Source organism: Micromonospora sp. WMMD980 (assembly GCF_029626035.1).
Lineage (GTDB): Bacteria > Actinomycetota > Actinomycetes > Mycobacteriales > Micromonosporaceae > Micromonospora.
The window spans coordinates 2,259,149-2,281,034 of sequence record NZ_JARUBE010000003.1 but is presented as its reverse complement, the minus strand read 5'-3'; the positions used below and the strand labels follow the sequence as shown (position 1 = coordinate 2,281,034).

The window sequence follows — 21,886 nt, the reverse complement described above, 5'->3', positions numbered from 1 at the left end:
TCCGGAGGCTCCTTCTTCTTCGGTCATGACCGCCCGCAGGTCGCGGCACCCGACGCGCGGACGCGGTCCTCGACGACGCCGAAGACGCCGTCGAGCCGCATGGTGTGCAGCACGGTGAGCACGAACCGCGACGGCGCCACCAGGCAGAGCTGCCGGCCGTCGCGCCGGGCCTCCTGGTGGGCGCGGACGAGGAGGCCGAGGCCGGCGGAGTCGATCACCTCGAGCCCGGCGAGGTCGACGAGGACGCGGTCGCCCCGGACCAACCGGTCGGCCAGCGCCCGGCGTACCCCCTCGGCGGAGGTCTCCTCCGTGGCCGTCCGGGGGCCGCCGACCTGCTCCAGGTCGTCCATGCCCAGGCCGTCGTCGTCGACCGCCGCGCGGACGCTGCACCGGGGGCAGTGGTGCGGCCCGGAGGCGAACGGTGAGCCGACCCAGTCGTGTTCGAAGACGAGCGTCCACACCACCTCGGCGTCGGGGAGGGTGGTGCCGGTGCCGGTGACGCTGTCACCGCAACCGTCGCAGATGAGCATCATCAGGTGTTCCGCCGGTACGACCGTCACACCTCCTCCTTCCGCCGCGCGCCCGGGTCGTGGGGCGCCTGCCGGTCGGCCGCCGAGCGCCCGGCGGCGAGCACCGCCAGGACGACCGCCACCGTGGCGAAGCCGGACTGCACCAGCAGGGGCAGGAGCGGTGAACCCGCCGGGCGACGGTCGACCAACCCGGTCACGATCGCGCCGAGCAGCGCGGCGGCCACGCCGAGCGCCAGGGTCAGCCACACCGGGGCGGCCTTGCGGCCCGGGATCACCAGGCGGCCCACGGCCCCGATCGCGAGCCCGACGACGAGCGCTCCGACGAGCGTGCTGACGGTCACCACGCCTCCTCAGCGCCCGGCGGACGTGACCCGGGCCCGGCCGCGGGCGGCCGGACGGGGCGAGTCGACGACGGGCACTGTCGTGCCGATCCCGGCGGTGGCCAGGACCCGCCGAATCCGGGGGTGCGGGTTGCTCAGGGTGAGGGTCCCGCCACGTCGACCCAGGCGGCGGTGCACGTCCAGCAGCAGCCCGATCGCGGCGGCGTCCAGCTGGCGGCACCCGGCGAGGTCGATCGTCACCGCGCGGGGACGTAGCGCGAGGACCTGGTCGAGCACGTGCGCGACCTCCGGCAGCCCGTCCAGGCCCAACTCCTCGGTGATCTCCACCCGCACGTGCGGGACCGTGGAGTTCGGCGGGGAGGGCGGCAGGTCGCTGGTCATCGGGTCGCTTCCGTGACGGGTTCCGGGGGCGTTCCCACTCTGTGCGGCGACCGTGGAGGTCACCGGACGGTTGGATGACGGTTCGATGACAAAAACCGGGAACGGCCGACGCGATTGGGCGACCCGTGGTCGGCCGGTCATGATGCCCATATGACGGCCGTACTGGTGATCGAGGACGACGACCGCATCCGGCTCGCGTTGCAGCTCGCCCTGGAGGAGGAGGGCTACGACGCCGCCGGGGCGGCGACCGCCGAGGAGGGGCTGCGCCGGCAGCGGGAGAACCCGGCCGACTACGTGTTGGTCGACCTGATGCTGCCCGGCATGAACGGCTTCGACTGTATCCGCCAGCTCCGCCGCGACGACGACGTGCCGGTCGTGGTGATCAGCGCCCGCGACGACACCCACGACATCGTCGCCGCGCTGGAGGCCGGCGCGGACGACTACGTGGTCAAGCCGGTCGCGATCAAGGAGCTGTCGGCCCGGTTGCGAGCCCTGCGCCGGCGGGCACGCACCGTCGCCGGCCCCGCGCCCGCCCAGTTCTTCGGCGACCTGGAGATCAGCGCCGAGGCCGGCGAGGTACGTCGCGCGGGCCAGCCGGTGCCGGTGACCCGCACCGAGTTCCGGCTGCTCTGCGAGCTGGCCGAGCACGCCGGCCGGGTGCTGTCGCGCCAGCAGTTGCTGAGCCGGGTGTGGGGCTACGAGACCGGCGACGAGCGGCTGGTCGACGTGCACGTGGGGCGGCTGCGGCAGAAGATCGAGCCGGATCCGGCCAATCCCCGCCACCTGGTCACCCTCCGCGGCCTCGGTTACAAGCTGCAACGATGAGCCGACCGGGACTGCGGGCCAGGGTCACCGCCGCGTTCGCCGTGGGGGCCCTGCTGCTCGCCGCGCTGATGGCCCTCTTCTCGTACGACCTGACCCGCCGCTCGCTGCTCGACGAGCGGGAGCGGGCCGCGGTCCGGGCCGCGTACTACGACGCCGCGGTGGTCCGTTCCGGCCTGGACACCGGCACCCCGGACGTGGTGGCGGTGCTGCGCTCGCTGGACACCGGCAGCGCCCGGCTCCCGCTGCTGCACCGGCGCACCGGCTGGTACGCCCGCACCGCCGACGTCGGCGCCGGCTCGGTGCCGGTGGAGTTGCAACGCGTGGTCGCCGAGGGGCAGCCCGCCGTGCAGCGGATCCGTCTCGACGGGCAGTCGACGCTGCTGGTCGGCGTGCCGCTCCCCGGTGAGCTGGGTTACTACGAGCTGACCTCGCTGCGCGAGGTGGAGGACACGTTTCAGGTGGTCGGGCTGGCGCTGACCGCGGTGGCCATCATGATCGCCGGTGCCGGCGCCGCTCTGGGCTGGTACGCCACCCGCAACAGCCTGCGGCCGCTCACCGCCGTCGCCGACGCCGCCGAGCGGATCGCGGCCGGCGACTTCGCGACCCGGCTCGATCCGACCACCGACCCGGACCTCACCCGGCTGTCCAGCTCGTTCAACGAGATGGTGGACAAGCTGGTGCGGCGGATCGACCGGGACCGGCGCTTCGCCGCCGACGTCAGCCACGAGCTGCGTTCCCCCCTGCAGACGCTGGCCGCGGCGGCGAGCGTGCTGAACCGTCGCAAGGAGCACCAGGACGAGCGCACCGCGACCGCGGCGGGCCTGGTCGCCGACGAGGTGGCCCGCTTCCAGCGTCTGGTCGACGACCTGATCCAGCTCGCCCGCACCGAGCAGCCCGCGCACCGCGAGACGGTCGACGTGGCCGAGTTGGCGCGGGCGGCCTGCCGCGAGCGGTCGCTGCCGGAGGGACTGGTCACCGTCGCCGACGGGGTCCCGCACCGGTGGTGGGTCGACCGGCGCCGGCTCGCCCAGGTCCTGTTGAACCTGCTGGAGAACGCCGAGCGCTACGGCGGCGGGCCGGTGGCGGTCCGCCTCGACGCGGTGGACGGAGTGGGCGTGCTGGAGGTCGACGACGACGGTCCGGGCGTGCCGGCGGCGGACCGGGAGGTCATCTTCGACCGCTTCGTCCGGGGTCGGGCGGCGCACGCCCGGGCCGGCACCGACGGGACCGGCCTGGGGCTCGCCCTGGTGGCCCAGCACGCCGCCGCGCACGGCGGGACGGCCGCGGTGCGGGACCGGAATCCGGGCGCACGGTTCCGGGTCGAGCTGCCGGGAGCGGTCCGATGAGGCGACGTCTGGTGCCGGCGCTGCTCGGAATCGTCCTGCTGGCCGGCTGCGGCGTCCCGGTCGACGACGAGCCCCGCCTGGTGCGGGAGCCACCCGGCCGCTTCCCGACGCCGGCGGGTACCTCGACCGCCGATCCCGACGGGCGGGTGGGTGAGCCGTTCTGCTTCGTGCGGGACGAGGGGCTGGCGGTGGTCAACCGCCGGGTCGACGGCCTGCCCGAGGTCGACGCCCACCTCCAGCACCTGCTGGCCGGTCCGGACAGCGCGGAGCGTCGCAGCGGACTGGCCACCGCGCTGCCGGGCACCGTCGTGGTGGCCGGCGCGACGCTGGCCGGCAACCTCGCCACCGTCGACGTGCGGCAGGCCGGGCAGGACGCCCGCCGCAACGACGAGGTGCTCGCCTTCGGCCAGATCGTGTGCAGCCTCACCCAGCGCCCGGACGTCGACAGCGTCGCGTTCCGGCGTGACGGGCAGCCGTTGGAGGTGCCGCGCGCGGACGGGAGCGTCTCGGCGCTGCCGCTCACCGCCGCCGACTACCGGCCGCTGATGCCACGTTGACCGCGACTTCCGATCCGCGCAGGCAGATGTCCGGTTTTGTGGTTAAACATCCATCGGCCGTTCGGTTGATTTGCCGGTGGCCTTTGGTCTAGTGTTGCTCCCACGACCGGTGTGGGAGTCCACCCCGTTCTCCGAGGACAGGAAGGGCAGCATGACCACGATGACCACGGCACCGTCCGTCACCGAGGTGCACCGCGCGCCGCAGACCGGTGAGGAGAACCGCGCCAGCGAGCTGATCGCGGCGCTCGCCGAACTGCCGGCGGACCACCCCCGACGGGCCGCCCTGCGCAACCAGGTCATCGAGGCGTGGCTGCCCCTGGCCAACCACCTGGCCGCCCGCTACAGCGGCCGTGGCGAGCCGGCCGGTGACCTCGCGCAGACGGCGGCGCTGGGCCTGATCAAGGCGGTGGACCGGTTCGACGCCTCGCGCGGCGTCGACTTCGCCGGCTTCGCGATCCCGACCATCCTCGGTGAGATCAAGCGCCACTTCCGCGACCGCACCTGGAACATCCGGGTTCCGCGCCGCCTCCAGGAGCTGCGGCTGCGCATCTCCGAGGCGAACAGCTCGCTGACCCAGACGCTCAACCGGGCCCCGACCGTCGCCGACATCGCCGCCCACCTCGGCGTCACCGAGGAAGAGGTGCTGGAGGGCCTGGAGGGTGCCCGCGCCTACAACGCGGTCTCGCTCTCGACCCCGATCGGCGACGGCGACAGCGCCACCGAGCTGGGCGACACCCTCGGCACCGAGGACAACGAGTACGAGCTGGCCGACCTGCGCGCCTCGCTGGGCCCGGCGCTGGCGACGCTCGACGAGCGCGAGCAGAAGATCCTCACGCTCCGCTTCTACGGCAACCTGACCCAGAGCGAGATCGCGACCCGGGTCGGTGTCTCCCAGATGCACGTGTCGCGGCTGCTCGCCCGCGCGCTCACCAAGCTGCGCGGCCAGCTCACCGAGGCCTGAGAGGTAAGGAAGGGCCCCTACTTAACGCCTGCGGTATAGGCGGGGCCCCCTTTTAACACCGCTGCTCGCACCGCGACCGCCACCGGCACCGCCGGTGGCGGTCGCGGTGTTCCACCCATGGGCCGGCTCCTCTGCCGGGAGATACCGCTCCTCGGCCCGCGGGCGTCACGAGGCACGGACAGCGGAAACGTCGGCGACCAACCGCCGACGACGTGGGCGCGGGTAACCGGCGACGGCTGGGTCAGGCAGCCCATGCCGCGGCAACGGCGCGTTGCTACTGGCCGGTGATGCCGGGGGCGGCGAGTTCCGGCACCGGGTCATGCCCGCCCGGCTCGGGACCGGGTACGGTCGAACAGGGCCTTTCCGAGGAACCAGGGGGCCATCCCAAAGCCCAGCCACAGGCGCCAAGTCGGCGCGAACACGCCTGCGTCCTTGGCCCAGTTCCGGTCCTTCAGGTACACGACGCTCATCGTCTGACCGATCCTCGGTGACCCGGCCCAAGCCCACAGATCCGCCTCGCGGCCCGACGAGAGCCGTACGCGCACGAAGGCAGCTCGACCGCCGCCCGCGTCGATGACCGTCGCCTGGGCGGTCACCCCGTTGGTCTTGAGATACAGCGCCTGCCCGACGGTGAGCAGCGCGAAGAGCAGCAAGAGTGCGCCGACCAGCGCGCTCATCCACATGCGCCATCTCGCCGGATCGGGAAGCGGCGACATGATCGGCTCGTAGCGGCGGTGAGGTGCGGCCATGCGATGAGGATGCCCCAGCAGGGCCAGGGTGGACAGGTCGGTGACAGCGGACATCTACGGTGGTAGTCTGCCGCGCATCGGGCTGACCACGGCCGTCCGGGCCGACCCGGAGCCCGTCTTCGACGCCTGCCTCGACGTCGACACGCACACCGCGTCGACAGGGACCAGCGCCGAACGGGCGGTCGGCGGCGGAGACGGTGCGGGGACGGACCCACCCGGAGACGGATCATCGGCCTGACGGGGGCCGCGGCCCCGGGGAGGTGGGGGATCGATGCCGATCGGCCACCTCCCCGAGGGGGAGTCGCGCGAGTCCGGAGGCGCGACCGGACGCCCGGTCGCGCCCCAGGTCACCAGGCGGACGGCGGGGGAGGCGGCACCACCGGCGGCCGGTCGTCGCAGGTGATGGTGTTGGGCAGCAGCCACGGGGCCAGCCAGCCGCCGTCGTTGCCACCGAGGTCGGTCAGCCGGAACTCCGAACCGGCCGGGGTGAAGTGGAACGAGCCGCAGTTGTTCACCCCGACCGCGCCCACGTTGCGCGCGTCGACGTCGGCGAAGCTCGCGCCGCCGGCGGCCCGCGCGCTGACCACGGACGTGCCGGTCCCGTCCACCCGGACGTCGCGGAAGGCGACGCCGTCGATGCGGACGCTGTCCTTCACCGGCCAGTCGCTGACCAGCATGATCGCGTTGTAGGTGCTGTCCAGGTAGGCGTCACCGACCACCTGGACGTCGGCGTCGATGCTGCGGTCCAGGGCATAGAACCAGATCGCGCCGAGGCCGATGTTCCAGTTCAGGTCGTAGGTGCCGGCCCGGACCGTGGTGTTGCCGGTGACCCGGATCCGGCCGTCGAACGGTTCCGCGCCGAAGCGGGCGCCCAGGTGGATGGCGCTGCCCTCGCGGACCGGATCGGCGATCAGGTTGTGCGCGACGGTCAGGTCGGCGCCGCCGTAGAGCGCGATGCCGTTGGCCAGCACCGGTGACTGCACCGTGTTGTACGCGAACGTGTTGGACGCGTTCGCGGTGCCCTCCGACCACATGGCCAGCGCGTCGTCGCCGCTGTTGCGGACCACCGTGTCGGTGACCGAGGAGTGCGTGACGCCGGTGTGGAAGTTGAGCCCGTCGGCGATCTGGTCGGCGATCACGGTGTTGGTGACGCGCAGCCCAGTCATCGGGCCGTCGAACCACATGCCGACCTTCGTGTGGTGCAGGTAGAGACCGTCGATCGTGCTGTGGCTGAGCGCGCCGCCGACGCCGTTGACCTGGTCGGTGTCGATCCGCTCACGGACGTCGCCCTCGATCGCGAAGCCGGAGAGGTGCACGTCGCGGCTGCCGCCGTCGGCGACGTCGCGGCCGTAGAAGCCGACCCCGGTGTGCCGGGAGCCGTCGGGGGCGGGGGTGTCCAGGGCGACCTCGCGTCCCTTCACCACGGTGTACCAACTGCCGGCGCCGGCGATGGTCACGTCGTCCACGACGATGTGCCGGTTGACCTGGTAGGTGCCCGGCGGCAGGTAGAGCGGGCGGTGTGCCCGCCGGGCGTGGGCCACGGCCCGGTCGAACGCGTCGGCGGACTCCTTCCGACCGGTCGGGTCGGCGCCGAAGGCCAGCACGTTGACCGCGCGGGGAACCGTCTCAGGTGGCGCGACCAGATGCGTGTCCAGCAGGTCGATCACCGTCCAGGCGGCGGCCGTGCCGGTGGGCGCGGTCAGCCGGACGACCTCGCCGGCCCGGTGGGTCCGGCCGAGCAGCATCCGCTGTTCGTCGTAGAAGTGGTGCGGCCGGAACGGCTTGCCGATCGCCGGCGTCGGCGTGGTGGCCGCCGGCACGCAGGAGCACTCGGTGATCCACCAGTCCGGGTGCAGGAGGTCGGCGTCGGGGTCGTTGGTGAACGGGTACTGGTTGTAGAGCCAGGCGTACTGCGAGGTGAGCGTCATGGTGCGCGCGGGCGCCCGGCCGACCGCCACCCGCAGCGGCGCGGTGATGCCGCCGCCGCCCGGCGCGTCCGGAATGCTGTAGCGCACGGTCAGCGCGTTGGTGGCGCGGGGCAGCGTGAACTCGACGTACTGCCCGGGGAGCAGGCGCACGGCACGACGGCCGGACGCCTCGCCGGCCAAGGTGTAGGCGGAGCGGTCGGGGCCGATGACCGTGCCGGTGGTCCGGGCGTGCTCGGCCTCCTGCTCCAGGTAGTCGACCCGGGCGCCGCGACCGGCGACCAGCGCCGGGTCGAGCGCGGCCCGCGTCGTCACCACGGCCGGGCCGGCCGGTGCGGGCGACGCCGTGGCGGCACCCGGCGGGACGATCAGGGCGGCGGCCGTGGCCACGGCGGCGAGGAGTTTCGGTACGGACGGACGGCCCGCCGGGCCGGGAACGCTCCGCTGCATCGGAGCACCCACTTTCTCGGGGATTGGACGGTGGCGGCCATGTTATTCCTGAACTCTGTCGTCATTCAAGCATCAATATGCCCAGATCTTTCGAGTATCCGGCGCGCCGGGCTGACCAGATCCGGACCGATCCGCTGTTCATTTCTTGCAAGAATCTGACGTACGATTGCCGCCGTGACGAAACGCTTGACCGAGGTGGCCCGCAAGGCGGGCGTCAGCGAAGCGACAGTGAGCCGGGTGCTCAACGGCCGGGGCGGGGTGTCCGAGGCGACCCGCACGGCGGTGCTGACGGCGCTCGACGTGCTCGGCTACGAGCGCCCGACGAAGCTGCGCGGGGAGCGCGCCCGGCTGGTCGGCCTGGTCCTGCCGGAGCTGCAGAACCCGATCTTCCCGGCGCTGGCCGAGGTGGTCACCGGCTCCCTCGCCCAACGGGGTTTCACCCCGGCGCTCTGCGCCCGCACCATCGGCGGCGTGCCCGAGTCCGGCTACGTGGAGATGCTGCTCGACCACCAGGTCAGCGGCGTCATCTTCGCCGGCGGCTCGTACGCGCTGGCCGACGCGTCGCACGAGCACTACCGCCGCCTGATCGACCGGGGCCTGCCGGTCGTGCTGGTCAACGCCGGCGTCGAGGAGTTGGGCTTCCCCCGGGTGTCCACCGACGACGCGGTCGCCGTCGAGCAGGCGTACGGGCACCTGCGCTCGCTCGGGCACGAGACGATCGGCATGGTGCTCGGCCCGGAGGACCACGTGCCGTCGCGGCGCAAGCTGCACGCCATGGTCCGGGCCGCCGGTTGGGGCGAGGACCGCAGCTACGTCGAGCGCTCCAGCTTCTCGATGGAGGGCGCCCGGGTCGCCGCCACCAAACTGATCGAGCGCGGCGTGACGGGCATCGTCTGCGCCAGTGACGTGCTGGCGCTGGGCACCATCCGGGCCGCCCGCCGGCTCGGCCGCGCGGTGCCGGCCGACGTGTCGGTGGTGGGCTTCGACGACTCCGCGTTCATGACCTGCACCGACCCGCCGCTGACCACCGTGCGGCAGCCGATCGAGACGATGGGCCAGGCCGCGGTCGACCTGCTGGTCACCCAGATCGAGGGGGCCGGCGTGCTCCACGACGAGCTGCTCTTCGAGCCCGAGCTGGTGGTACGCGGCTCCACCGCCCCCGCTCCCCGCGCCGCCTGACCCTCCCGCCCCACCGGGCCGCCGACCGCTTCCGCGTCGGCGGCCCTTCTTTGTGCCCGGGGGAGGCCGCCGTCGCGATCAGCCGTTGCAAAGTCGTGTTCTTTCGTCATCAGGTTGAAACCTTGCCGTAAAGAGTCGGCATCGCTACATTGACTCCACTCACCAGCGGTCTCCGCAGATCAGTGAAGGTCCTCGATAACCCGTTCCCGAAGGGATGGACAGATGTCCGTACCGCAGTACCGGAAGGTCGCGGCGGCGGCGCTCGCGGCCGGCCTCGGGCTCAGCCTCGCGGCGTGTTCCACCAAGAGCGACGACTCCGCCGACGCCGGCGGCAAGGTCACCATCACGGTCGACTGCCAGCCGGTCGGCGCGCAGAAGGAGCTGCTGAAGAACTGGAACGACGATGTCGCCGAGTTCCAGCGGCAGAACCCGACCATCGTGGTCAAGAGCGTCAGCGTCGGCGAGCAGTGCAACAACCCGCCGGACTTCACCGCCCGCCTCGCCGGCGGCACCGTCACCGACGTCTTCTACGGCTACATGACCGACCTTCAGCAGGTGCTGGACTCCGGTCAGGCGATGGACATCACCGACCACGTCGGCAAGGACACCATCCCCACCTGGGACAGCGTCGACCCCGCGCTCAAGGAGGTCTTCACCGACGGCGGCAAGCTCTACGGCGTGCCGGTGAAGAACTACTCGATGGGCCTGGTCTACAACAAGGCGCTGTTCCAGCGCGCCGGGCTCGACGCGGCGAACCCGCCGAAGACGTGGGCCGAGGTGCGCGCGGCGGCCAAGAAGATCTCCGCGCTCGGCGGCGGTGTCGCCGGCTACTCCGAGTACAGCGCCGGCAACACCGGCGGCTGGCACTTCACCTCGCTGCTCTACTCGCAGGGCGGCCAGGTGCTCAGCGCCGACGGCAAGAAGGCCGACTTCAACAACCCGACGGGCAAGCAGGTCCTGCAGAACCTCAAGGACATGCGCTACGGCGACAACAGCATGGGCAGCCGCCAGCTCCTGCAGTGGGGGGACCTGCTGACCAACGCCGGCGCCGGCAAGGTCGGCATGTTCATCGGCGCACCCGACGCCACCCAGGCGATCGTCACGCAGTTCCAGGGCAAGTACCAGGACTGGGCGATGGGCCCGCTGCCCGGCCAGGACGGGCCGGCGAAGGCGACGCTCGGCGGCGGCGAGGGCTACTTCTTCAAGAAGGGCCTGTCGCCCGAGCAGGTGAAGGCCGGTCTGAAGTGGATCGCCTACCAGAAGCTCACCCCGGGCAAGGGCCAGTTCGACTACGCCCGGGCCAAGCCGCAGAACTACCCGGTGGGCCTGCCCCAGCCGCTGCTGTTCACCAACGGCAGCGACGCGCAGAAGCAGGAACTGGACCTGCGCAAGGCCAACGCCAACGTGGACACCACGAACTTCGCGGTCTTCGAGGCAAACCCGGTGCCGATCAAGGGTGAGCCGCGCAACGCCCAGGCCATCTACGCGGTGCTCGACGCCGCGATGTCCGGGGTGTTGACCAACCCGAACGCGAACATCGACAGCCTGCTCAAGACCGCCGAGGACAAGGTCAACCAGCTCCTGGCCGCCGGAAGCTGACCCGACCGGGTGGGGGCCGGCCCCGACCGGCCCCCACCCCCTACCGCAGGAGTCGCCTTGGCGCTCACCACCGCCCCGGGTGCCACCCGCCGGCCCGGCCGTCCCGCACCGCCGACGCGGCAGGTCGCCGCGCGTCGGGCCGGGCTCGGCCGGAAGGTACGGGACAACCTCACCGGGCACACGTTCCTGATCGGCGCGGTCGCATGCTTCGCCGTCTTCTCCTGGTATCCGATGGTCCGCGGCGTGGTGATGAGCTTCCAGCGCACCCGGCGCGGCGAGACCACCTGGGTCGGCTGGGACAACTACCTCCGGATCATGGCCGATCCGAGCTTCTGGACCGCCTGGAAGAACACGTTCGTCTTCACCGGGCTGGCGCTCGTGCTCGGCTACGCCGTGCCGTTCTTCGTGGCGATCCTGCTCAACGAGCTGCGCCACGCCAAGGGTTACCTGCGGGTGCTGGTCTACCTGCCGGTGATGCTGCCGCCGGCGTCCGCGCTGTTCCTGTTCAAGTTCTACGCGTACGACCCGAGCGAGGCGGGACTGTTCAACGCGGTGCTCACCGCGCTCGGACTGCCCACGTCGGAGTGGATGCAGTCACCGACCATGACGATGCCGGCCATGGTGCTGGCGTCGACCTGGATGAACATGGGCGGCGCCGTGCTGATCTATCTCGCCGCGTTGCAGAACATCCCCGGCGAGCTGTACGAGGCCGCCGAGATCGACGGCGCGGGCGTGTGGCGGCGGATCGTCAACGTGACGATCCCGCAGACCCGGCTGATCCTGGCGCTGCTGGCGATGCTCCAGATCGTGGCCACCATGCAGCTTTTCATCGAGCCGCTGATCCTCGCCAACGGCGCCGGCACGCAGGACTCGGCGACCTCGGTGGCCTACCTGATCTACCAGCACGGCTTCTTCCAGAACGACCTCAACGGCGCCGCCGCGCTCGGCGTGATCATGCTGGTGGTGCTGGCCGGGTTCTCCGCCGTCTACGTGCGACTGACCGCGAGGCAGGACTAGGACATGGCCGCCGACTCCACCACCCGTACCCTCATCTCACCGGCGCAACTGCGGCGCGGTCGCGGCCGGATCCTCTACTGGACCGTGCTCGCCGTCGTCGTGGTGGCGTTCACGCTGGTCTTCCTCGGCCCGCTCTACTGGATGGTCACCGGCGCGCTCAAGAGCGGCCAGGAGATCGCGCAGACTCCGCCGTCGTTGTTCCCGCGCGACCCGCAGCCGCAGAACTACGTCGACGCCTGGAACAACCTCGCCCTGGCCAAGCTGCTGTTCAACACGTTCTACTACGCCACCGGCGCGGTGCTGTTCCAGTTGGTGTTCGACACCGCCGCCGCGTACGCGCTGTCGAAGCTGCGCCCGGTGCTGGGCGGGCTGATCCTCGGCATGATGCTGGCGACGCTGATGATCCCGGCCATGGTGCTGATCGTCCCGCAGTACGTGACCGTTATCGACCTGCCGATCGTGCACGTCAACCTGCTCGACTCGCCGTTCGCGATCTGGCTGCCGCTGGTCGCCAACGCGTTCAACATCTTCCTGCTCAAGCGGTTCTTCGACTCGATCCCGGAGGACCTGATGTCGGCGGCGGTGATGGACGGCGCCTCGCCGCTGCGCACGCTCTGGTCGATCGTGCTGCCGATGTCCCGCCCGATCCTGGGCGTGGTCGCCATCTTCGCGGTGACCGCGGTCTGGAAGGACTTCCTCTGGCCGAAGCTGGTCATGCCGTCACCGGAGACGCGGACGGTCAGCGTCGGCATCTACGCCTTCGCCGGCGGCACCCCGATGAACGTGGTGATCGCCGCCTCGGTCATCGCCGCGATCCCCACCGTCGTGCTGTTCCTGATCTTCCAACGGAACATCATGTCCGGCCTGACCACCGGCGGCCTCAAGGGTTGACCGGGCGCCGCCGCCCGCCGCATCAGAACCGACCCGCAGAAAGCAGGTGCCCGTGTCCATCGTCGACAGCAGCCCGTGGTGGCGCTCAGCGGTGATCTACCAGGTCTACCCGCGCAGCTTCGCCGACGGCAACGGCGACGGGATCGGCGACGTCGCCGGCATCCGGTCCCGCCTGGACCACCTCGCCGCGCTCGGCGTCGGCGCGATCTGGTACAGCCCCTGGTACCCGTCGCCGATGGCCGACGCCGGCTACGACGTGTCCGACTACCGCGACATCGACCCGGTCTTCGGCACACTCGCCGAGGTGGAGGCGCTGATCACCGAGGCGCACGCGCTGGGCATCCGGACCATCGTCGACGTGGTGCCCAACCACTGCTCGGACGCGCACCCGTGGTTCCAAGCGGCGCTGGCCGGCGGGCCGGACGCGCCCGAACGGGAGCTGTTCTGGTTCCGCGCCGGGCGCGGCCCCGGCGGCGACCTCCCGCCCACCGACTGGACCGGCGAGTTCGGCGGGCCCACCTGGACCCGCACCACCGACCCGGACGGCACCCCGGGCGACTGGTACCTGCACCTGTTCGCCCCGCAGCAGCCCGACTTCAACTGGGACCACCCCCGGGTCCGCGCCGAGTTCGAGGACATCCTGCGGTTCTGGTTCGACCGGGGCGTGGACGGCATCCGCATCGACTCGGCCGGCCTGCTGGTCAAGGACGGCACGCTGCCCGAGGTCCACCCGGACCGGCCGCACCCGTTCCGCGACCAGGACGGCGTGCACGACCTCTACCGCGCCTGGCGGCGGATCGCCGACAGCTACCCCGGCGAGCGGGCGCTGGTCGGCGAGGTGTGGCTGCCGGACCGGCAGCGGTTCGCCCACTACCTGCGCCCGGACGAGTTGCACGCCGCGTTCAACTTCGACTTCCTCGGCTGCGCCTGGGACGCCACCGCGCTGCGGGAGAGCATCGACGGCACGCTGGCCGCGCACGCCCCGGTCGGCGCGCCGGCCACCTGGGTGCTGTCCAACCACGACGTCACCCGGCACGTCACCCGCTACGGCCGGGCGGACACCACGTTCAGCTTCGCCGCCAAGCGCGAGGGCATCCCCACCGACCTGGAGCTGGGCACCCGCCGGGCCCGGGCCGCCGCGCTGCTCTCCCTGGCACTGCCCGGCGCCGCCTACGTCTACCAGGGCGAGGAACTGGGGCTCTGGGAGGTCGAGGACATCCCGTACGAGCTGCGGCAGGACCCCATGTGGGAACGCTCCGGGCGGGTCGACCCGGGTCGCGACGGGTGCCGGGTGCCGCTGCCCTGGCAGGGCGACGACCCGCCGTTCGGGTTCAGCCCCGAGGGCGCGTCCGCCGCGCCGTGGCTGCCGCAGCCGGCGGACTGGAAGGACCGCACGGCCGGCGCCCAGACCGGCGATCCGCACTCGATGCTGGAGCTGTACCGGGCGGCGCTGGCGCTGCGCCGGGCCGAGCCCGCGCTCGGTGACGGCGCGCTGACCTGGCTGCCCGCGCCGCAACGGGTGCTCGCGTTCGCCCGCGAGCCCGGTTTCACCTGCCTGGTCAACCTCGGCGACGAGGCCGTGCCGCTGCCCGCGCACGAGGGACTGCTGCTGACCAGCGGGCCGCTCGACGACGACCGACTGCCACCGGACACCGCGGTCTGGCTGCGTACCCGATCGGTCTGAACCGCGGCGACGCCGGCGGCCCCGTCCCGCCGCCGGCGTCGCCGCACCGACACCGGCGGCCCGTCCCGGCCGCCACCGCGCCGCACCTGGGGAGGAGAGGAAGGAGCAAGGAGCACCGCCGCAACGGGGGACCTGGCCACCGACGAAAGGGAGCACACCCCGCATGGCCGAGCACCGCACCGCGCATCGCCACCGCAGTACCGGGCTGGCGGCCCTGGCCGCCGCCGCGCTCGCCGCCTCGACACTGACCGTCGTGGCGTTGACCTCCACCGCCACCCCGGCGCACGCCGCCGGCCTGTCCCCGTTCGACATCGCCGGCCGCGGCGCCACCGTGCCGTTCCGTGAGCAGGAGGCGGAGCAGGTCGCGCACACCGGCACGAAGATCGGCCCCGACCGGCGCTACGGCACGCTGCCGTCCGAGGCGTCCGGCCGGGAGGCGGTCACCCTCGACGCGGTCGGGGAGTACGTCGAGTTCACGCTCGCCGCCCCGGCGAACGCCGTCACGTTCCGCTACAGCCTGCCGGACAGCGCCGCCGGCACGGGCCGGGACGCCAGCATCGACCTGCGCGCGAACGGCACGCTGGTCAAGGCCGTTCCGGTCACCTCCCGGTACGGCTGGTACTACGGCGGTTACCCGTTCAACAACAACCCGGGCGACACCAACCCGCACCACTTCTACGACGAGACCCGGGCCATGTTCGGCACCACCTACCCGGCCGGCACGAAGATCCGCCTCCAGGTCTCCTCGACCGCGCAGTCGCCCACGTTCACCATCGACCTGGCCGACTTCGAACTGGTCGGCGCGCCGATCGCCAAGCCGTCCGGAGTCCTGGACGTGGTCACCGACTTCGGCGCGGACCCGACCGGCGCCACCGACTCCACCGCGAGGTTCCAGGCCGCGGTGGACGCCGGCAAGGCGCAGGGGAAGACCGTGTGGATCCCGTCCGGCACGTTCACGCTCTGGGACCACGTGGTGGTCGACGGGGTGACGCTGCGCGGCGCCGGGCCGTGGTATTCGGTGCTCGGCGGCCGGCACCCCACCGACCGCAAGCGGGCCGCCGGCATCTACGGCAAGTACGTGCCGGGCGGCGGCTACTCCGGCGGGATCCGCTCGCACGAGGCCGGCGGGCCCAGCCGCAACGTGACGCTGCGGGACTTCGCCATCATCGGCGACATCCGCGAGCGGGTGGACGAGGACCAGGTGAACGCGCTCGGCGGCGCGATGACCGCCTCGGTGGTGGACAACCTGTGGTTGCAGCACACCAAGGTCGGCGCCTGGATGGACGGCCCGATGGACAACTTCACCATCCGCAACAGCCGCATCCTGGACCAGACCGCCGACGGGGTGAACTTCCACTGGGGGGTCACCAACTCCACGGTGACCAACACGTTCGTCCGCAACACCGGCGACGACGCGCTGGCCATGTGGGCGCAGAGCGTGCCGAACGTCGGCAACTCGTTCACCCACAACACCATCGGCGTGACGATCCTGGCGAACCACCTGGTCACGTACGGCGGGCGCGACATCACCATCGCCGACAACGTGACCGCCGACTCGGTGACCAACGGCGGCGGCATCCATGTGGCGAACCGCTATCCCGGCGTCAACGGGCCGACCGCGGTGGCCGGCACGATCACGGTCGCCCGCAACACGTTGATCCGTAACGGCAACTCCGACTACAACTGGAACTTCGGGGTGGGGGCGATCTGGTTCTCCGCGCTCAACGAGCCGATCCAGGGCGCGAGCATCAGGGTCACCGACACCGACATCCTGGACAGCTCCTACGCGGCGCTGCACTGGATCGAGGGGCAGACCAGCGGCATCTCGTTCAGCAACGTCCGCATCGACGGCGCCGGCACCTACGCGCTCCAGGTGCAGGCGCCCAGCCAGGTCAGCTTCACGAACGTGCGGGCCACCAACATCGCCCAGGCCAACCCGATGCACAACTGCGTGGGCAGCGGCTTCCAGATCACCCAGGGCGCCGGCAACTCCGGCTGGTACACGGCCACCCCGTACTGCGGTCCGTGGCCGCAGCCGCAGTGGGGCAACGGCCCGTCCAGCCCGCCGCCCACCAGCACGCCGCCGACCTCGACCCCGCCGACCACCACGCCGCCGACCACGCCGCCCCCGACCACCCCGCCGCCGGCCGGCGGGAACCTGGCCCTGGGTCGGCCGGCGACCGCCACCAGCGTCAACCAGGTGTACGCGGCCGGCAACGCGGTCGACGGCAACGCGGCCAGCTACTGGGAGAGCGCCAACAACGCGTTCCCGCAGTCGCTGACCGTCGACCTCGGCGCGTCCCGCACCGTCGACCGGGTGGTGCTGAAGCTTCCGGCCGGCTGGGAACGCCGGACCGAGACGCTCTCCGTACTCGGCTCCACCGACGGCTCGTCGTTCTCGACGCTCGCCGCCTCGGCGGGCCGGGTGTTCGACCCCGGGTCCGGCAACAGCGTGTCGATCGCGCTGCCGTCGGGCGCCCGCCGATACGTCCGGGTCACCGTCACCGGCAACACCGGCTGGCCGGCGGCCCAGCTCAGTGAGCTGGAAGTGTACGGCGACGGCACCACCACCCCACCGCCCACCACCACCCCGCCGCCGACCACCGCGCCGCCGACCGGCAACCTCGCCGCCGGCCGCCCGGTCGCGGAGACCAGTCACGCCGACGTCTACGGCGCCGGCAACACCGTCGACGGCAACGCGACCACCTACTGGGAGAGCGCCAACAATGCGTTCCCGCAGTCGGTCACCGTCGACCTGGGCAGCGCCCGCCGGGTCGCGCGGGTGGTGCTCAAGCTGCCACCGTCGGCGGCCTGGCAGACCCGCACTCAGACGGTGACCGTGCTCGGCTCCACCGACGGCTCATCGTTCACCACGCTCAAGTCGGCGGCCGGCTACGCGTTCGACCCGGCGTCCGGCAACAGCGTGTCGGTGGCGCTACCCGCCGGCGACCGCCGCTACGTGCGGCTGACCTTCACCGGCAACACCGGCTGGCCGGCCGGCCAGCTCTCCGAGTTCGAGGTCTACGCCTCCTGACCCGCGCGGCGGGGACCCGCCCGGGTCCCCGCCGCACCACATCCCCCACCCCCGTCAACGCCTCTCCACCTCCCCCGGAAGAAGGTGTCCGTCCACCATGTCCAGATTCCGTACCAGAATGGTCGCGGTGCTCGCCGCGGTCGGCCTGGCCGTCACCGCGGCGCCCGCCCCACCGGCCCTGGCCGCCGGCGGCCCGAACCTCGCCGCCGGCCGCACCGCCACCGCCAGCAGCGTCAACGGCCCCTACGCCGCCGCCAACCTGACCGACGGCAGCCAGAGCAGCTACTGGGAGAGCAGCGGCGCGTTGCCCCAGTGGGCCCAGGTGGACCTCGGCACCAGCCGCGCCGTCGACCAGGTGGTGCTCAAGCTGCCCGCCCCCTGGGAGGCCCGCAACCAGACGCTGTCCGTGCAGGCCAGCGCCGACGGCAGCGGTTTCACCACGGTCGTCGCCTCCGCCGCCCGCTCGTTCAGCCCGGCCGCCGGCAACACGGTGACGCTCGGCTTTGCCGCCGCCACCGCCCGTTACCTGCGCGTCGTGATCACCGCGAACACCGGCTGGGCCGCCGCCCAGCTCGCCGAGCTGGAGGTCTACGGCACCGCCAGCTCGTCGACGAACCTGGCAACCGGCAAGACCATGACCGAGAGCGGCCACTCCGACGTGTACGCCGCCGGCAACGCCAACGACGGCAACGCCGCCACCTACTGGGAGAGCCCGAACAACGCGTTCCCGCAGTGGATCCAGGCCGACCTGGGCGCCGCCGCCAGCGTCAACCGACTGGTGCTGCGGCTGCCCACCGGCTGGGGCGCGCGCACCCAGACGCTGACCGTGCAGGGCAGCACCAACGGCTCCACGTTCAGCACGCTCGTCGCGTCCGCGTCGTACGCGTTCGACCCGGCCGGCGGCAACACGGTCACGGTCACCGTGCCCACCGCCTCCACCCGCTACCTGCGGCTGCTGTTCACCGCGAACAGCGCCTGGCCCGCCGGCCAGCTCTCCGAGCTGGAGATCTACGGCGCGGCGACCGGGGACACCCAGGCGCCGAGCGCGCCGGGCAACCTGGCGTTCACCGAGCCGGCCACCGACCAGGTCCGGCTCACCTGGACCGCGTCGAGCGACAACGTCGGCGTCACCGGCTACGACGTGTACGCCAACGGCGTGCTGCGCACCAGCGTCGGCGGCACCACGCTCACCTGGACCGACACCCAGCCGGCCGGGAGCACCGTGTCCTACTACGTCCGGGCCCGCGACGCCGCCGGGAACGTGTCGGCGAACAGCAACACCGTCACCCGCACCGGCAACACCGGCGACACCACCGCCCCCACCGCGCCCGGTAACCTCGCCTACACCCAGCCGGCGAGTGGGCAGATCAAGCTGACCTGGACGGCGGCCACCGACAACGTCGGCGTCACCGGCTACGAGGTCTGGGCCAACGGGTCGCTGCGCACCACGGTCGGCGGCTCCACGCTGACGTACACCGACAGCCAGCCGGACAGCGCCACCGTCTCCTACCAGGTGCGGGCCCGCGACGCGGCCGGCAACGTGTCGGCCAACAGCAACACCGTGACCCGCACCGGCACCACCACCGGCGGCACCAACCTGGCGGTCGGCAAGCCGGCCACCGCCTCGTCCGTGGTGCACGTGTTCAACGCGGCCAACGCGGTCGACAACGACGTCGCCACCTACTGGGAGGGCGCGCCCGGCGCGTACCCGAGCACGCTCACCGTCGCGCTGGGCGCCAACGCCAGCATCAGCGCGGTCGTGGTCAAGCTCAACCCGGACCCGTCCTGGGGCGCGCGCACCCAGACGTTCCAGGTGCTCGGACGGGAGCAGTCCGCGTCCGGGTTCACCAGCCTGGTCGGCTCCGCGACGTACTCCTTCAACCCGAACACCGGCAACACGGTGACCGTCCCGGTCTCGGCGACCGCCGCGGACGTCCGGTTGCAGTTCACCGCGAACTCCGGCTCGTCCAACGGCCAGGTCGCCGAACTCCAGGTGATCGGCGTCCCGGCGCCCAACCCGGACCTCACCGTCACCGCCCTGACCGCCTCGCCCACCGCGCCGGTCGAGACCGACGCGATCACGCTGTCCGCCACCGTGCGCAACGCCGGCACCGCCGCGTCCGCCGCCACCGACGTCAACCTCTACCTGGGTACGACCAAGGTCGGCACCGCCGCCGTCGGCGCGCTCGCGGCCGGCGCGTCGAGCACCGTCTCGGCGAGCATCGGTGCGCGGAACGCCGGCAGCTACCAGCTCACCGCGAAGGTCGACGAGTCGAACACGGTGACCGAGCAGAACGAGGCGAACAACTCCTACACCAACCCGACCGCGTTGACGGTCAGCCCGGTGGCCAGCTCCGACCTGGTGGCCTCCGCGGTGACCTGGTCGCCCGGCACTCCGGCCGCCGGCGCCACGGTCAGCTTCGCGGTCACGCTGCGCAACCAGGGCACTATCGCCTCGGCGAGCGGCGCGCACGGCATCACGCTCACCGTGCTCAACGACTCCGGTTCCGTCGTCCGCACGCTGACCGGGGCGTACTCCGGCACGATCGCCGCCGGGGCCACCGCCGGCCCGGTGTCGCTCGGCACCTGGACCGCCGCCAACGGCCGCTACACCGTGCGGGTGGTGCTCGCCGACGACGCCAACGAGCTGCCGGTGAAGCGGCAGAACAACACCAGCGACCGGCCGCTGTTCGTCGGTCGCGGGGCCAACCTGGGTTACGACGCGTACGAGGCGGAGGACGGCTCGGTCGGCGGCGGCGCGCAGGTCATCGGCCCGAACCGCACCATCGGCGACCTGGCCGGCGAGGCGTCCGGGCGGCGGGCGGTCACCCTCAACACCACCGGCGCGTACGTCGAGTGGACCACCAAGTCGGCCGCGAACGCCCTGGTCACCCGCTTCTCCATCCCGGACGCGCCGGGCGGCGGCGGGATCGACTCGACGCTCAACGTCTACGTCAACGGGGTGCTGCACAAGCCGATCAGCCTCACCTCGAAGCACATCTGGCTCTACGGCGCCGAGGCCGCCCCCAGCGACTCGCCCAGCGCGGGCGCGCCCCGGCACCTCTACGACGAGGCGAACGTGCTGCTCAACGCCACCGTCCCGGCGGGCAGCCGGATCCGGCTCCAGAAGGACCCGGCGAACAGCACCACCTATGCGATCGACTTCGTCAACACCGAACTGGTGTCGCCGCGAGCCAACCCGGATCCGGCCCGCTACAAGGTGCCGACCGGGTTCAGCCACCAGGATGTGCAGAACGCGCTGGACGCCGTGCGGATGGACACCACCAACACCCTGGTCGGCGTCTACCTGCCCGCCGGCACCTACGAGACCGCGCAGAAGCTCCAGGTGTACGGCAAGGCGGTGAAGGTGGTCGGCGCCGGCATGTGGTACACCCGCTTCCAGACGCCGACGAACCAGCAGAACACCGACGCCGGTTTCCGGGTGGAGTCATCGGCCAGCGGGTCGACCTTCGCCCACCTGGCGTTCTTCGGCAACTACACCAACCGGATCGACGGCCCGGGCAAGGTGTGGGGTGAGCTGAAGGACGTGGACGACCTGACGCTGGACAGCGTCTGGGTGGAGCACACCGTCTGCGCCTACTGGGGGGTGAGCGTGGACGGGCTGACCATTCGGGACAGCCGGTTCCGCAACACCTTCGCCGACGGGGTGAACATGACCAACGGCAGCACCAACGCGCTGGTCACCAACACGGAGGGCCGGTCCAACGGCGACGACGCGTTCGCGTTGTTCTCCGCCACCGACCAGGGTGGCTCCGGCGGCAACCACGGCAACGTGTTCGAGAACCTGACCGCCACGCTGACCTGGCGGGCCGCCGGCCTGGCCGTGTACGGCGGCTACGACAACATCTTCCGCAACCTCTACATCGCCGACCAGTTGACGTACTCGGGCATCACCATCAGCTCGCTGGACTTCGGCTACCCGTTCGTCGGGTTCGGCGCGAGCCCGCCCACCCGGTTCGAGAACATCTCGCTGATCCGTTCCGGCGGGCACTTCTGGGGCGCGCAGACGTTCCCGGCGATGTGGCTGTTCTCCGCGTCCAAGGAGTTCCGCGGCATCCGGGTCAACGACGTGGACATCGTCGACCCGACCTACTCCGGGATCATGTTCCAGACCAAGTACACCGGCAGCCAGCCGGAGAACCCGATCACCGACACGGTGCTCACCAACGTCTCCATCTCGGGGGCGCGGCGCAGCGGCGACGCGTTCGACGCGAAGTCCGGCATCGGCATCTGGGTCAACGAGATGCCCGAGGCGGGGCAGGGGCCGGCGGTCGGCTCGGCCACGTTCACCAACCTGCGCCTGAGCGACAACGCCCAGGACATCCGCAACACCACGAGCACATTCACCATCACCCGCAACTGAGGTAAGGCGGGGCCCCTTCTTAACGCCTCCGGT

The 21,886-nt window shown here is 71.8% G+C and carries 16 protein-coding genes; 11 read left to right on the top strand and 5 right to left on the bottom strand.

The window, feature by feature from the left end; all coding sequences use genetic code 11:
• Positions 1 to 23 precede the first annotated feature (23 nt).
• From O7618_RS11045 to O7618_RS11035, 3 genes are read right to left on the bottom strand one after another with little or no spacing between them, the layout of a single operon-like run.
• A complete protein-coding gene (locus O7618_RS11045) occupies positions 24 to 560 on the bottom strand; it encodes an STAS domain-containing protein (RefSeq protein ID WP_278105955.1) in 537 nt (178 codons plus the stop codon).
• On the bottom strand, positions 557 to 871 hold the full coding sequence (locus O7618_RS11040; RefSeq protein ID WP_278105954.1) for a hypothetical protein: 315 nt from the start codon (positions 869 to 871) through the stop codon (positions 557 to 559). The genes O7618_RS11045 and O7618_RS11040 overlap by 4 nt, the downstream gene beginning before the upstream one ends.
• A gap of 9 nt (positions 872 to 880) precedes the next feature.
• A complete protein-coding gene (locus O7618_RS11035) occupies positions 881 to 1,252 on the bottom strand; it encodes an STAS domain-containing protein (RefSeq protein WP_278105953.1) in 372 nt (123 codons plus the stop codon).
• A gap of 150 nt (positions 1,253 to 1,402) precedes the next feature.
• Here O7618_RS11035 and O7618_RS11030 point away from each other — a divergent pair, with 150 nt between their 5' ends.
• From O7618_RS11030 to O7618_RS11015, 4 genes are all read left to right on the top strand, one after another.
• Positions 1,403 to 2,077 carry a response regulator transcription factor gene (locus tag O7618_RS11030; RefSeq protein ID WP_278105952.1) on the top strand — a complete coding sequence of 225 codons (675 nt, stop codon included), beginning with the start codon at positions 1,403 to 1,405 and terminating at the stop codon, positions 2,075 to 2,077.
• Complete coding sequence (locus O7618_RS11025) at positions 2,074 to 3,423, top strand: HAMP domain-containing sensor histidine kinase (RefSeq protein WP_278105951.1); 1,350 nt, start codon at positions 2,074 to 2,076, stop codon at positions 3,421 to 3,423. Before O7618_RS11030 ends, O7618_RS11025 begins: the two co-directional genes overlap by 4 nt.
• On the top strand, positions 3,420 to 3,980 hold the full coding sequence (locus tag O7618_RS11020) for a GerMN domain-containing protein (protein ID WP_278105950.1): 561 nt from the start codon (positions 3,420 to 3,422) through the stop codon (positions 3,978 to 3,980). The genes O7618_RS11025 and O7618_RS11020 overlap by 4 nt, the downstream gene beginning before the upstream one ends.
• A gap of 151 nt (positions 3,981 to 4,131) precedes the next feature.
• The gene (locus O7618_RS11015; RefSeq protein WP_278105949.1) at positions 4,132 to 4,941 is read left to right on the top strand and encodes a SigB/SigF/SigG family RNA polymerase sigma factor; all 810 of its coding nucleotides are present in this window, start codon (positions 4,132 to 4,134) and stop codon (positions 4,939 to 4,941) included.
• A 317-nt stretch (positions 4,942 to 5,258) separates the two neighbouring features.
• Here the strand turns inward: O7618_RS11015 and O7618_RS11010 are convergent, their stop codons facing one another.
• Together O7618_RS11010 and O7618_RS11005 are read right to left on the bottom strand one after the other, a co-directional pair.
• Positions 5,259 to 5,744 carry a hypothetical protein gene (locus tag O7618_RS11010; protein WP_278105948.1) on the bottom strand — a complete coding sequence of 162 codons (486 nt, stop codon included), beginning with the start codon at positions 5,742 to 5,744 and terminating at the stop codon, positions 5,259 to 5,261.
• Between the two features lie 293 nt (positions 5,745 to 6,037).
• Complete coding sequence (locus O7618_RS11005) at positions 6,038 to 8,065, bottom strand: glycosyl hydrolase family 28-related protein (RefSeq protein WP_278105947.1); 2,028 nt, start codon at positions 8,063 to 8,065, stop codon at positions 6,038 to 6,040.
• Between the two features lie 174 nt (positions 8,066 to 8,239).
• Here O7618_RS11005 and O7618_RS11000 point away from each other — a divergent pair, with 174 nt between their 5' ends.
• From O7618_RS11000 to O7618_RS10970, 7 genes are all read left to right on the top strand, one after another.
• On the top strand, positions 8,240 to 9,244 hold the full coding sequence (locus O7618_RS11000) for a LacI family DNA-binding transcriptional regulator (protein ID WP_278105946.1): 1,005 nt from the start codon (positions 8,240 to 8,242) through the stop codon (positions 9,242 to 9,244).
• Positions 9,245 to 9,466: 222 nt separating this feature from the next.
• Complete coding sequence (locus O7618_RS10995) at positions 9,467 to 10,843, top strand: sugar ABC transporter substrate-binding protein (RefSeq protein ID WP_278105945.1); 1,377 nt, start codon at positions 9,467 to 9,469, stop codon at positions 10,841 to 10,843.
• Positions 10,844 to 10,900: 57 nt separating this feature from the next.
• Positions 10,901 to 11,860, top strand: a complete 960-nt coding sequence (locus tag O7618_RS10990; protein ID WP_278105943.1) for a sugar ABC transporter permease — start codon at positions 10,901 to 10,903, stop codon at positions 11,858 to 11,860.
• Positions 11,861 to 11,863: 3 nt separating this feature from the next.
• Positions 11,864 to 12,751 (top strand): carbohydrate ABC transporter permease, encoded by an 888-nt coding sequence (locus tag O7618_RS10985; protein WP_278105942.1) that lies wholly within the window; start codon positions 11,864 to 11,866, stop codon positions 12,749 to 12,751.
• 58 nt (positions 12,752 to 12,809) lie between these two features.
• The gene (locus O7618_RS10980) at positions 12,810 to 14,435 is read left to right on the top strand and encodes a glycoside hydrolase family 13 protein (RefSeq protein ID WP_278109967.1); all 1,626 of its coding nucleotides are present in this window, start codon (positions 12,810 to 12,812) and stop codon (positions 14,433 to 14,435) included.
• A 163-nt stretch (positions 14,436 to 14,598) separates the two neighbouring features.
• The gene (locus O7618_RS10975) at positions 14,599 to 17,469 is read left to right on the top strand and encodes a discoidin domain-containing protein (RefSeq protein WP_278105941.1); all 2,871 of its coding nucleotides are present in this window, start codon (positions 14,599 to 14,601) and stop codon (positions 17,467 to 17,469) included.
• Positions 17,470 to 17,566: 97 nt separating this feature from the next.
• Positions 17,567 to 21,853, top strand: a complete 4,287-nt coding sequence (locus tag O7618_RS10970; RefSeq protein ID WP_278105940.1) for a discoidin domain-containing protein — start codon at positions 17,567 to 17,569, stop codon at positions 21,851 to 21,853.
• Positions 21,854 to 21,886: the final 33 nt, after the last annotated feature.

What these genes read in the sequence shown, in the direction of transcription:
- O7618_RS11005 (WP_278105947.1), bottom strand. Translation starts at nt 8,065, where the DNA reads ATGCAGCGGAGCGTTCCCGGCCCGGCGGGCCGTCCGTCCGTACCGAAA.
- O7618_RS11010 (WP_278105948.1), bottom strand. Translation starts at nt 5,744, where the DNA reads ATGTCCGCTGTCACCGACCTGTCCACCCTGGCCCTGCTGGGGCATCCT.
- O7618_RS11025 (WP_278105951.1), top strand. Translation starts at nt 2,074, where the DNA reads ATGAGCCGACCGGGACTGCGGGCCAGGGTCACCGCCGCGTTCGCCGTG.
- O7618_RS10975 (WP_278105941.1), top strand. Translation starts at nt 14,599, where the DNA reads ATGGCCGAGCACCGCACCGCGCATCGCCACCGCAGTACCGGGCTGGCG.
- O7618_RS10985 (WP_278105942.1), top strand. Translation starts at nt 11,864, where the DNA reads ATGGCCGCCGACTCCACCACCCGTACCCTCATCTCACCGGCGCAACTG.
- O7618_RS11015 (WP_278105949.1), top strand. Translation starts at nt 4,132, where the DNA reads ATGACCACGATGACCACGGCACCGTCCGTCACCGAGGTGCACCGCGCG.
- O7618_RS11035 (WP_278105953.1), bottom strand. Translation starts at nt 1,252, where the DNA reads ATGACCAGCGACCTGCCGCCCTCCCCGCCGAACTCCACGGTCCCGCAC.
- O7618_RS10995 (WP_278105945.1), top strand. Translation starts at nt 9,467, where the DNA reads ATGTCCGTACCGCAGTACCGGAAGGTCGCGGCGGCGGCGCTCGCGGCC.
- O7618_RS11020 (WP_278105950.1), top strand. Translation starts at nt 3,420, where the DNA reads ATGAGGCGACGTCTGGTGCCGGCGCTGCTCGGAATCGTCCTGCTGGCC.
- O7618_RS11030 (WP_278105952.1), top strand. Translation starts at nt 1,403, where the DNA reads ATGACGGCCGTACTGGTGATCGAGGACGACGACCGCATCCGGCTCGCG.
- O7618_RS10970 (WP_278105940.1), top strand. Translation starts at nt 17,567, where the DNA reads ATGTCCAGATTCCGTACCAGAATGGTCGCGGTGCTCGCCGCGGTCGGC.